This window comes from uncultured Psychroserpens sp. (genome assembly GCF_947500255.1).
Classification (GTDB): domain Bacteria; phylum Bacteroidota; class Bacteroidia; order Flavobacteriales; family Flavobacteriaceae; genus Psychroserpens.
The window spans coordinates 207,701-220,046 of record NZ_CANMRL010000001.1 but is presented as its reverse complement, the minus strand read 5'-3'; the positions used below and the strand labels follow the sequence as shown (position 1 = coordinate 220,046).

The window sequence follows — 12,346 nt, the reverse complement described above, 5'->3', positions numbered from 1 at the left end:
TGATTTAAGTTAATATAGAGTTTTTAAAAGGATTACTCAAATATGAATTCTTGAGAAAATCGTGCAATTACATCGCCAGATATAATGGTTTTAAAATCACTAGATGTCGTATTGTTGTTATCGTCTGTAATGTTTATAATTTCAAAGTCTGCAAAAGAATTTCCCCAAGTACTTTCAAAAGTATTCAATGCGTTTTTTGAAATACTTTTTGCATTAATAGAGTTCACAGCTGCAGATTGTAGATGATATAATATCATTAGGTTCTTTCTTGTAAAAGTTGCTTCATTAATACTATTAAAAAGATTTTCAGATGTAGTTGTGGTATAATTATTCTCAAATGAAAGGAATTCATTTCCATTATCAAGTACTAAATATTTAGATTCATTGAGGATATTTGAATTGACATCGTAAGTATTGACTTCAAATTGAATATCATCATTTAAATAACTATAAGTTTCTAAATAAGTTCTATTAGTATTGACATCTAAAACTATTTTGAAATCGGATACACTAGTATCGAAATTTATACCATCATCGCTACGAGTCCAGCTCGAGTAAATGGTGTCTGCTGTATGTGTAAATAGATGACGTTCAAAACTTGAAGATGAATCATTTGAATCAATATATTCAGATTGATATTCTACAAGATCATCATTTGCATCATAGATGAAAGATTGAATCCTTGATAAGATACCATTATTAAAAGATTGAATTTCATCAATTTTTCCATTAACATAACTATAATTTGAAGCGTGTTGCGATAAGGTTTCTAGGTTTAAGCCAGATGAACTTATGATTTTATTATCGCTAATCATATAGTTTGTAGAGTCTTTAACCGTATTTGGTGTATTTGATACATTATAAGTTTTATAAATATAATTAACTACTGAAGGTTGATTTCCATTCGTGCTTTGTTCAATGATACTATCACCTGTAGAACATGCAAAACAAATTAGGGCAAAAAAGGTAACGATAAAGAATGGTGATGTTTTCATAATATTTGGTTTTGAGGTTGTCTTCATTGGTTTAACAGTTAATTGTGATAAGAGCAATCATAACATAATAGTGTATGTCGTTTTCAATATCATTGATTCTAACATAGATCGTTTGATTAGGTTCTGAACTTATATATAGATCTTCGGAAAGAATCGGATTTAGGTTTGTTAAGGCATCTTCTTCGGTTTCGTGGAAAGAGATCTCATAAGTATCATTACTATTATCAAATTCAAGGGTGTCTAATATGCAGAAGGTGTAATCATCTAGAATGAATTCGGCAATACCACTATCCAATTCTGTTTCACAAGCTTCAAAGTTAAAATTTCCGCAGTCGGCAAAATCGGGATCGCAACGCTGATTTAAAATCAATTCACGTTCTAAATGTGTTAATTTTAATGAGTTTTCGTCAATATATTCCACTTTCCAATCAAAATTAAAATAGGCACCTAGAGTTGTTGTATCGTTTAGATTGATATTGATATGTAATTCATTTTCTATTGTAAAAGGTGACCAGGAACCATTTAACAACATGTCGCCTACATTTAATGTGGTAAATCCATCTGCTTCTTGAAAAATGCCGCCAAGATAATTGTTGTCATCTTCGAAACTGTATCCAATTTTCCAAACGCAATGTCTTATGAGCTCTCCACATTCGAAGACTAACTCTTCACTTAGGCAACTATCAATGGCTTCTTTGAGTTCTTCTTTGTTTTGTATTATGAAATCCTCACCAGATACTAACATACTTGTGATGGGAAAGCTCATGCTTATAGAATAGGTTTCGTCTATGGTTTCTAAAAAATCACTAAATTCTTGGTCATTTATTATGAGTGATGAAGAGAGATATTGATTAGTGTCATCAAAAACGAAAAGCGTTAAAGGGTAGATAAAATCTATACATACAATGCTTTCATCTGGTCGATCTTCATCATTGGTAATATCTTTAAGGTGATCAAACAAATCTGAATCTGAAGAAATAATATCCACAGTATTAAAATTTGGATCAAGTCCTACTAGGTTATCGTCTGCATCATAGGCACAAGATGTTATAGAAACACATAAGATGAAAAGTAAAAATTTGGTAAGATTCATAAAGACTAGTTTCCCTATAGTCTCAAAATCTTAAAAAGGTTGCGTGAATAATTTAAATTTTTTCAAAACTCAAAACGAATGAAATTAAGACTATTGGATGAAGTAGAAATAATCATCAAATTAGCGTAACTCTTTGGTTTATAACAAATTCTAGTTATACATAACATTTCTTTTTTGATATAGTATTTAGGGTGTATCTTTTTTTAACAATTTTAAAATTTATCACTATGAAAGCTATTGCAAAATTTTTCACACTTATATTATTCATGTTTGTTGTGACCAGCTGTACAACAGAAGAACTAACCGAGGAGACTGCTATTGGTCCTAAAGTGGAATCAGATATTATTAATTTAGATGGCAGAGCAAGTTTTGACCCTAATGGAGCTAACCTTGATCATGGTCCAGGTATTGAACCTAACGGTGTGACATCTAATTTAGGGCCAAGTATTACTCCCGATGGTAGGGGGAATTTTGATCCTAATGGGTTAAACCCAGACAATGGGCCAGGACTTGAGCCTAATGGAATTGACACTAATGAGGAACCCGAAGAAAGTTCTAATGAAGATAGTGAAGATGAATCAAGTTCTAGTGAAGACAACGAAGAAGAGTCAAGTTCAAATTAAGGAAATTAAGAGTCATGTAATCTTGATTAGTTTGTATCGAGTTTGATTGAGTTTTAAAGAGTCGTTTTTAATTTAAAAAAACGACTCTTTTTCATGAATTATAATAGGAAATTAGCTCTTAATGTTTTTTAAAATTTCTAATGTATAGGTTTAGATCAATCTTATTCAAAATCCAAAATCTGAGTAGCGCTAATCAATTGTTTTAGAGCATCTACCTTAGCATACATCCTATTGAAAAATGTACGTTGTTCTTTTTCTCCTGAAGTATTGAGTAATTTTGAATGTTGGAGCTGTTGATTGAGGTATTTTTCGGCTTGTTTGCAGGTTATTGCATCGCTAGTTAAATAATATGAGAGAATTGAAAATGGGACATACAAAGACTGTTGATTTGGAGTAGAGACCAATACATTATTATTCATGAGGAGTAACTCGTTATAATAGAGTTTGTATTGCGTAGAATGAGCGTCTACTCGTTCTGAAATTGTTTTAATTAATCGTTTTAAAGCATCACATAGTTCTAACGCATCAGTATTACTTATTTGTCCAGCCTGATTATAAAAATGAATTTGTTTTAGCGTACTATTTATAGTAGTAATATCCCAAATTTCTGTTGTATTAAGATCTTGATATAAGCTTCTCAAGGCTTTAGCAGATTTGATAAGTCCAACACTTGGCGAAAACTGCTCGAAGGTTTTTGTATTGAAGGAATTGTCTAGCAATTTTAACCATACATAGGTTTTAAACCGACTTAAAATATCATCACCTATAGTATAAAATAAAGGAATATCCTTGGCCGAATATATGATGCGACTATCAGTTTGTTGTAATAAAGGTAATAGAGATTCGTATGAATTCTTGAAATAAGCCTCCAACTCATTTTCATTATGGATGTGTTTCGTTTTTTCTACAGAAATATAACTTTTATCAGTGGTTTCAAATAAACCATCTAATGCAATGTGATAGGATCGAGCTAATATAATACACTCGTCTATAGATAACTTGCTCTTCAAACTAGTACGCCTATGAGCTGCATCATAACTAATATCTAAAGACGTTGCAACAGCGTCAATTAATGAGGTGTTCTCTGGTAATTGTGATTGTATTTGTTTTAAAAATTTAGACTGAAACATTGCTTAAATATATCATAATTTGTGATTATCACAAAAAATATTAGCATTACTTGTTTTTATAACAACTAAAAATGTGATTATAGCAATAATTTTGAATTGAATTTAAACTTTAACATGATGACCTATTATTTTTTGACTGCTATCTCGTTCTTTTTTTGTTCCTCCTTATTTGGACAAGAACTCCAAAGTATAAACCAAAAGGATTCAATCCCAATTAGAAATATTATTGGGTTTTCACCATCAAAAGCTCAAAAGGTGAATGGACTAAATATTAATTATTGGTATAATAATGAACCTTCTATAAGTACAAATGGGATTGAATTGGGTGTCCATCCATTAGGTATTCCATTAACACTATTAACAATAACTCATCCAGTAAAAATGATTTCTAACGCATGGGCTGAAATGGATAATCCTGAAAAGGCAGGTTATAATAGTCCTGGAAAAATCAACGGTATTCGATTTGGTATAGCATTTCTAGATTACAAAACTATTAATGGTATAGAGTTTAATTTAGCTGGCAACTACGCTACCACAGTGAACGGAATCTCTATGACGCCCTTGTTAAATGCGCACTATAATGTTAATGGTTTAGGACTTGCAGTTTTTGGAAATATTGACGCTCAAGTTAATGGAATTCAAATAGGTTTATTTAACAAGTGTAAAAAACTTCGAGGTCTACAAATAGGTATATGGAATAAAAACGGTAAACGCTCTCTTCCATTTTTTAATTGGCAATTTAAAGGATAAACATAAGGTTATGAAAAAACTCAAATTCGCAACAGATGAGGGCTCTGCCTTCTATAAAGAATTAAGACAGAAGATTGATATTCATTTTTTAGTTAATAAGTCTGAACGAACCGGAAATAAAAAAATGCTATTCAAAATAGCTTTGTATTTCACATTAGACATTCTTTTCTATGCATTGATGATCACAAGTACATCACTCGTTAGTTTTCTAGTCTTTTATTTACTTATGGGATTATCTATACTATTAACCGCATTTAACATTTCTCACGATGCAGCACATGGTGTTGCCGTAAAAAGTAAATTTTGGAATAGAATTTTGTTCTCGTTAAGTTTTAACCTACAAGGAAACAACGCTTATGTTTGGGGTAAAAATCATAACGAATCTCATCATTTATATACCAATATAGAAGGAAGCGATATTGATGTTTTAAATAATCCATTGTTTAGGATGACAGCATCTCAACCTTTAAAATGGTATCACAAGTATCAACAGTATTATGCACCATTTTTGTACTTACTCTATTCGATAAATTGGTTTTTGTTCAGGGAAACTTTAATGCTCATTAATTACTCTAGCAGAACCATTAAAATTGAAATACCAAAAGTAGAGGTTATTAAACTTATTGTTTACAAACTACTCTATATAGGCTATATGATTGTATTACCTATTTATGTTTTACCCTTTGATTGGACGATGATAATTTTGGCTTTTGTGCTTAATCATTTTATGGTGTCGTTATTATTTGTTGGTGTGTTAGGTGTCTCTCACTTGTCAGATTTTGTGCATCACCCTAAAACAGATTCTAATAATAATTTAGCAATGAGCTGGCCAAAGTTGCAGATGTGCACTTCAGTAGATTATAATCCAAGTAGTACTTTTTTTAATTGGACTTTGGGTGGTTTTAATGCTCATGCTTTACATCACTTATTACCTAATATTTGTCATGTACACTATTTAGATATTTTGCCAATTTTCAGAGAGGTAGCTAAGAAGCATAATATTACCTATATGGAAATGTCATATAGAGAATCCCTTGTTGCGCATTTTAGGTTTCTGAAAATTATGGGAACAAAAACTCATTTCACACCACGAACTTATGAAGGATAAACATATTAAAATAGAAAGAGATAGTCAGTTACTCAAGTTGATTAAGTTTGAAATAAATAAGTATTTACAAATAAACAAAACTGATATGAAAAAGTTTTTACTACTAAAATTTGTTTTCTATTATCTTCTTGCGATAGTCTTTTATGCTGGTCTATTTGTAATTGATGATGTTTTTATGTTTGTAGTATCCTATATTTTATATGGATTTATTACACTATTATTGGCCTTTAATTTTTCACATGACTTATCTCATAATACGGTTTTTAAAAGTCGGAAAATCAATAACTTTTTTTACATAATTACATTTGCAATTGTAGGAGCTCATGCCGAAGCTTGGAAGAAAAGACATATCAATTCCCATCATTATGCTCCAAATGTCGAAGGCTATGATTCTGATCTAAAAATCACTAAACTAATTAGGGTTATTCCTAATAGTGATTATTATTGGTTTCATAGATTTCAGCATATTTATGCGCCAATTGCATATACAACTTATTCTTTATTTTGGATTTTTGTCAAAGATGTTGTTCTCTTATTTTCAAAAGATAGCTATCAAGTCAAAACAACGGTGAACTATCATATATCATTTTGGATTCAAAAACTTTCCTATTTAACTATCGTATTAGTTTTACCATTATATGTCTCACAACAGCAATGGTATATCGTATTATTAGGGTTTTTACTAATGCATTTCACCATGTCTCTTTTTTTATTGTTCACCTTTTTTATGACACATCATGTAGAATCTACAGTATATCCTACCACTGATGAGAAAGGTTATATTAATACATCCTGGTTAATGAATCAAATAAAAAGTTCTAATGATATGCATCCATTTAGCAAGGTCGCTAATTTTATATTTGGAGGTTTTAATAATCATATTGCACATCACTTATTTCCTCACATACATCATGTACATTATCCAAAACTTAATAAAATATTATATCCTGTATTGATCAAAAATGGAATTACTCCAAATCAAACGTCGTATTTTGGAGGAATTGTATCTCACTTAAAACTATTAAAGCGAATGAGTAGGGTATAAATTTTACTCATATCCTGAAGGATTATCAATGTTAATTTGACTTCTTAATTTATTAATTTTTTGGAGCATTTTATTAAAAAACAAGGTGCGGTCCTTCTCTCCAGAGTGTACTAATAATTTAGAGTTGGTCATTTGCCTGCTAAAAAAGTCATCCATGATATCACAAGTAGCATCATGCTCAATCTTTAAATATTCTAAAACAGTGTAAGGCACGAAAAAAGCTTTTTTATGAGTTGTTTTAACCATGATAATATTACTCATAGTTAATAAATCGCTTTTGTATAAATTATATGATGCATTGTTCTTAGAATTTATAATACTTTGCTGAATGGTTTGTTTTTCTACATGATGAATAATGTCTTCAAGGTCATCACAGATCTTTAAAGCTAGATCTTTAGATAGTAATTGCGATTCGAAAAAGTAAACAATTTGTTGTAAAGTACCATTGATGGTATTGTCGTTCCAAAATTCTGTAATGTCTATGTAGTTATAAGTTTGTCCTAGTTCAAATGCTTTTTCCAGTAAAGAGGTTGGAATTGTATCTATAAATGTATCAAAGGATACTTTGTTTTTAGTCATCTCTTTATTAGTGAGTTTTAACCAAACATAAATTTTATAGCGCGTGATATACGAATCTTTAAGAGTGTAAAACAGCGGAATGTCTTTTGCAGAATATAAGATCGAGGCACTTTTGAGCTGTGTTAAAGGTTTTAAATTTTCTATTGATTTACTGAAATAGTCTTCCAGATGTCGTTCATTGGTAATGATTGGTGATTTTTCGGCAAGAATAGTATTCTGGCTACCTATTTCATAAAGCTTATTAAGAGATATGTTATAGTGTTTGGCAAGTTTTATACTTTCCTCAAGACTCAAATGAGTTTTCATATTTACCCGTCTATAAGCCGCATCATACCCAATATCTAAAACCGTAGCGATCTCATCTACAAAAGAGGTTGTACTTGTGCTTTTTTCTTTTAAATAGGCGATAAATTGATTTTGCATAAAACGAAAATTAATAGTTGAATATTATTATTAATTTGTAAAAAATACAAAAAATATATTGCAAAATCGCCTTTTTCATTACGGTTTACTTAAATATCGCAAGTAGTTTTATGGTTTTAATCAAAATTCTATTATTATGAAAGCAATTATATTGTACCTGTTTCTTTTTTTGTCTGCACTGAGTTTTTCACAAGATAACGCTCAAGGTAATGCTTGGCGGTACCGTTCATTTTCAATTAATCCTATATTGGGTTATTATTCAGATTTTAACGGTAATACATTTGGAAAAGCAGTGGAAAGTTATAAGGATTTTAATGATACAGGAATTACCATAGGAGCCGATGTGACTTTTTCCTATTTAGAAAAACACCTTTTAACTTTGTCTTTATATTCGGGCACTGAGTTTAATATCCTTGGCACATCTAATGGTATTGATCAAATAAATTTATTTTATGGAAGAATGATTCCTATATCACGTACTGTTTTTTTTGAAGCGCATTTAGGGGCAGGCTATTTTAGGTTTAACTCGAGACATATCGATAATGAATCTCGCAGACAAACATCAAAAAGCACAATAGGGTTTCCTATAATGACAAAATTCCGTGTAATGACCGGGAAACGATTTTCATTAGGGGTAATGGCTCAAATAAATTTTAACAGTATAAAATCTTTTTACAATGTTGGATTAATCTTACAATGGAATAAAAAACGATAACATAAAAAAAAGCCTCACAGTTAATATGTGAGGCTTTATGTTTATAAAGAGAAGAGGAATTAATCGTCTTTCTTGTCATTATTTCTAGGTTTGCGATCATCACGACGATTATCACGTCCGCGATTATCTCTTCCTCTGTTATTATCGCGTCCACCTCTGTTATTATCTCTTGGTGGTCTTGGTTGATAACCTTCAGGTTTTGGTAAAATCGCTTTGCGAGATACTTTCTCTTTACGAGTTCTAGAATCTATACCAAAGTACTTTACATCAAATACATCTCCCATGTTTACAACATCAGATACATTTTCAGTACGTTCCCAAGCTAATTCACTTACGTGAAGTAATACTTCATTTCCAGGCGCTTCAGTGTACTCTACTACAGCACCAAAATCTAACATCTTGATGACTTTAACTTCATAAACACTTCCAACTTCAGGTTTAAATAATAAAGAGTCAATTTTTGCCATAACAGCATCAATACCTTTACTACCAACACCTAATACTTCAACAATACCTTCTTCAGTAACAGGGTCTTCATTGATAACGATAGTTGTTTCGGTTTCTTTTTGTAACTCTTGAATGACTTTTCCACCAGGACCAATTAAGGCTCCAATAAACTCATTAGGAATACGTCTAGTTACCATTGTAGGTGCATGCTCCTTAACTTCTGCATTCGGAGTAGCAATCGTATCGGTTAATTTTTCTAAGATATGTAAACGACCATCACGAGCTTGTTTTAATGCATTCACTAAAATCTCATATGATAGACCTTTTACTTTTATATCCATTTGACAAGCAGTGATACCATCAGCTGTACCAGTCACTTTAAAATCCATATCTCCTAAGTGATCTTCATCACCTAAAATATCAGATAATACTGCATATTTTCCAGAGTCAGCATCAGAAATTAATCCCATAGCAATTCCAGAAACAGGTTTTTTTAGTTGTACACCAGCATCCATTAATGCCATTGTTCCAGAACAAACAGTTGCCATAGATGACGATCCATTAGATTCTAAAACTTCAGATACAACTCTTACTGTATATGGACATTCTTCAGGTACCATTCCTTTTAATGCACGTTGTGCTAAGTTACCATGACCTACTTCTCTACGAGATGTTCCTCTAATTGGTCTAGCTTCTCCAGTAGAAAAAGGAGGGAAGTTATAGTGTAAATAGAAACGCTCTTCACCTTCGTAAGATGGCATATCAATTTGATTGGCTTCTCTAGAGGTTCCTAAAGTTACCGTCGCTAATGCTTGAGTTTCCCCACGTGTAAAGATTGCAGAACCATGGGTTGAAGGTAAATAGTCAATTTCACACCAAATAGGTCTGATCTCGTCAGTTTTACGACCATCTAAACGTAAACCTTCATCCAAGGTTAGGTTTCTAATAGCTTCTTTTTGTGCTTTTGCAACATACTTATGAATTAGTTTCCCTAAATCTTCTTGCTCTTCTTCTGAGAACGATTCGAAAACTTCTTCTTTAATTTCACTAAATGCAGCACCACGTTCATGTTTTGCCGAACCAGCTTTTGCAATTGCATAGGTTTTATCATAAACCATATCGTGAATTTTCTTCGCTAGGTCTTCATCAGAACGCTCAGGATCGTATTCACGTGTTTCTTTTTTACCGAAAGCTTCAGCTAATTTTACTTGAGCAGCACATTGTACCTTAATTGCTTCATGTGCAAATTTGATAGCTTCTGCCATTTCTTCTTCAGAAATCTCATCCATTTCACCTTCAACCATCATTACAGAATCGGCAGATGCTCCAATCATCATATCGATGTCAGATTCTTCTAATTGTGCACGTGTTGGGTTAATGATAAATTCACCATTGATGCGACCAACTCTAGCTTCAGAGATTGGACATTCAAATGGGAAATCTGATAATTGAATAGCTGCTGAAGCTGCTAAACCAGCCATAGCGTCTGGCATCACATTCTCATCATGAGACATTAATTGAATCATCACTTGAGTTTCAGAATGATAATCTTTTGGGAATAGCGGACGTAATACACGATCTACTAAACGCATAGTCAAGACTTCACCATCACTTGGTCTTGCTTCTCTTTTGAAGAAACCTCCAGGATAGCGTCCAGCTGAGGCAAACTTCTCTCTGTAATCAACAGTTAGTGGCAAAAAGTCTACATCTGCTTGATGGTAATTGGAAACAACTGTACATAATAACATACATTTTCCAGATTGCACAACAACGCTTCCATGCGCTTGTTTTGCAAGTTTTCCAGTTTCGATAGAAATCTCTCTACCGTCACCAAGGTCTATGACCTCTTTAAAAGTTTTTGGAATCATAAATTTTTAATTCTAGTTCTAATTCTATTGCATATTAGAACAATGTTAAACAATGGTCGTTGTGTTGTTGTAGTTGTTGTGTGACATTTTAAAATGTCTTGACCAATGAAAAACTGTAATTAGCTTCTTATTTACGATTATTATACTCTATCGTAAGAGTTATTTATATAAAAAAAGAGGCACGGAGCCTCTTTGATATTATTTTCTTAATCCTAATTCTTTAACTATCGCACGATATCTTAAGATATCTTTTTTAGTTAAGTAATCAAGTAAAGCACGACGCTTACCTACTAATTTTACTAACGAGCGTTCTGTGTTGTAATCTTTACGATTGTTTTTTAAGTGCTCAGTTAAGTGATTAATTCTGTAAGTAAATAATGCAATTTGACCTTCTGCTGTTCCAGTGTCTTTGGCATTTTTACCGTGTTTTTTGAAAATTGCTTCTTTTTCTTTTTGATCTAAATACATGCTAATATTATTGTAAATGATTTTTATGTACGTTGAAAGTCTTTCTTTCAAGCGGCAAATATAGTAATTTTTAATGATTTCCAAGTATTTGCGATACCTAGATTTATTTTTTTATTCGGAAAATTAAACGTTTTCATTTTTGGTTAGTCTTAACACCATATTAACATCAAATACTCAATTATGAATTTTACAAATGATGAACTCAAAGCTAGCATGAGAAATGCTGTGAGTAAAGTAAGTACTAGATTTATGTTAACCTTAGTGGTTTTAGGTTTGACATTTACAAGTTGTAGCAATGAAGATACTGTTACAGAAGAAGAACAAGATGTAGAAATTTCAGAAGTTAGACTCTCTTCTGATATTGATACAGCAGCAAATGTGATTGGCGATATTATTATAGGCGCCTATGAAGAAGAAGAATCCAATACTTTAGATCGTACAGCGCAGCAATCTGGATTACCAGACTGTGTCACGATTACTATAGTTGCACAGCAAGGATTTAGAGAAGTAACAATCGATTTTGGTACAGAGGGTTGTATCGTTCATGGTCATTTACTTAAAGGGCAAATTGTATTTTCTTATACAAGAGATACTGAAGCTCAAGAAGTATTAATTACCTATAATTTGATAGACTTCTTCTTTGATGCTAAAAATATTTTAGGTAGTAAAACACTCTTGAAACAACTATCAAATGATAACGGAAATCCACAGTTTACGCATACATTAGATTTGACTGTGATATGGCCTAATGGTGCTCAAGCGAGTAGAGAAGGACTTAAAGTAAAAGAATGGATTGAAGGTTTTGGAAGTGGTGTATGGAGTGATAATGTTTTTGAAATTACAGGAAATTGGACAACAACATTCGTAAATGGTAATATGCATACCTATGAAGTGTTAACACCTTTACGCCGTGAAGTGATTTGCTTTTACTTTGTAAGTGGAAGTGTAGATGTACAACGCACAAATTTTGGTGGGACGTTTGATTATGGAAATGGGGATTGCGATAATCAAGCCACCTTCACAACAAACAACGGAAACGTGATTGATGTGACGTTGAATTAACTTTAGTAGATTAAGTTGGTTTTTTAAAAGCTTTAGGACG

Annotated in this window: 12 protein-coding genes; 6 read left to right on the top strand and 6 right to left on the bottom strand. The window is 32.0% G+C overall.

Features of this window, described 5'->3' with window-relative positions:
- Positions 1-32: 32 nt before the first annotated feature.
- Both Q0783_RS00875 and Q0783_RS00870 read right to left on the bottom strand, forming a co-directional pair.
- The gene (locus Q0783_RS00875; protein WP_298892525.1) at positions 33-995 is read right to left on the bottom strand and encodes a hypothetical protein; all 963 of its coding nucleotides are present in this window, start codon (positions 993-995) and stop codon (positions 33-35) included.
- Between the two features lie 31 nt (positions 996-1,026).
- Positions 1,027-2,088, bottom strand: coding sequence for a hypothetical protein (locus Q0783_RS00870; protein WP_298892523.1), 1,062 nt, complete (start codon positions 2,086-2,088; stop codon positions 1,027-1,029).
- Between the two features lie 227 nt (positions 2,089-2,315).
- On the opposite strand from Q0783_RS00870, the gene Q0783_RS00865 reads away from it, so the two are divergent.
- A complete protein-coding gene (locus Q0783_RS00865) occupies positions 2,316-2,711 on the top strand; it encodes a hypothetical protein (RefSeq protein WP_298754929.1) in 396 nt (131 codons plus the stop codon).
- Between the two features lie 161 nt (positions 2,712-2,872).
- On the opposite strand, the gene Q0783_RS00860 is transcribed toward Q0783_RS00865, so the two are convergent.
- Positions 2,873-3,841, bottom strand: coding sequence for a hypothetical protein (locus Q0783_RS00860; RefSeq protein WP_298892521.1), 969 nt, complete (start codon positions 3,839-3,841; stop codon positions 2,873-2,875).
- A gap of 117 nt (positions 3,842-3,958) precedes the next feature.
- On the opposite strand from Q0783_RS00860, the gene Q0783_RS00855 reads away from it, so the two are divergent.
- From Q0783_RS00855 to Q0783_RS00845, 3 genes are all read left to right on the top strand, one after another.
- Complete coding sequence (locus tag Q0783_RS00855; protein ID WP_298892519.1) at positions 3,959-4,591, top strand: hypothetical protein; 633 nt, start codon at positions 3,959-3,961, stop codon at positions 4,589-4,591.
- A 10-nt stretch (positions 4,592-4,601) separates the two neighbouring features.
- The gene (locus tag Q0783_RS00850) at positions 4,602-5,699 is read left to right on the top strand and encodes an acyl-CoA desaturase (RefSeq protein WP_298892517.1); all 1,098 of its coding nucleotides are present in this window, start codon (positions 4,602-4,604) and stop codon (positions 5,697-5,699) included.
- Between the two features lie 85 nt (positions 5,700-5,784).
- A complete protein-coding gene (locus Q0783_RS00845) occupies positions 5,785-6,744 on the top strand; it encodes a fatty acid desaturase (protein WP_298892516.1) in 960 nt (319 codons plus the stop codon).
- 3 nt (positions 6,745-6,747) lie between these two features.
- On the opposite strand, the gene Q0783_RS00840 is transcribed toward Q0783_RS00845, so the two are convergent.
- Complete coding sequence (locus Q0783_RS00840) at positions 6,748-7,746, bottom strand: hypothetical protein (RefSeq protein ID WP_298892513.1); 999 nt, start codon at positions 7,744-7,746, stop codon at positions 6,748-6,750.
- 136 nt (positions 7,747-7,882) lie between these two features.
- Here Q0783_RS00840 and Q0783_RS00835 point away from each other — a divergent pair, with 136 nt between their 5' ends.
- Entirely contained in the window at positions 7,883-8,461 is a 579-nt protein-coding gene (locus Q0783_RS00835) for a hypothetical protein (RefSeq protein WP_298892511.1), read from the top strand.
- A 59-nt stretch (positions 8,462-8,520) separates the two neighbouring features.
- On the opposite strand, the gene Q0783_RS00830 is transcribed toward Q0783_RS00835, so the two are convergent.
- Both Q0783_RS00830 and rpsO read right to left on the bottom strand, forming a co-directional pair.
- On the bottom strand, positions 8,521-10,776 hold the full coding sequence (locus Q0783_RS00830; RefSeq protein WP_298892509.1) for a polyribonucleotide nucleotidyltransferase: 2,256 nt from the start codon (positions 10,774-10,776) through the stop codon (positions 8,521-8,523).
- A 198-nt stretch (positions 10,777-10,974) separates the two neighbouring features.
- Positions 10,975-11,244 carry a 30S ribosomal protein S15 gene (gene rpsO / locus Q0783_RS00825; RefSeq protein ID WP_230935007.1) on the bottom strand — a complete coding sequence of 90 codons (270 nt, stop codon included), beginning with the start codon at positions 11,242-11,244 and terminating at the stop codon, positions 10,975-10,977.
- Positions 11,245-11,424: 180 nt separating this feature from the next.
- On the opposite strand from rpsO, the gene Q0783_RS00820 reads away from it, so the two are divergent.
- Positions 11,425-12,306 carry a hypothetical protein gene (locus Q0783_RS00820; protein WP_298892508.1) on the top strand — a complete coding sequence of 294 codons (882 nt, stop codon included), beginning with the start codon at positions 11,425-11,427 and terminating at the stop codon, positions 12,304-12,306.
- Positions 12,307-12,346 lie beyond the last annotated feature (40 nt).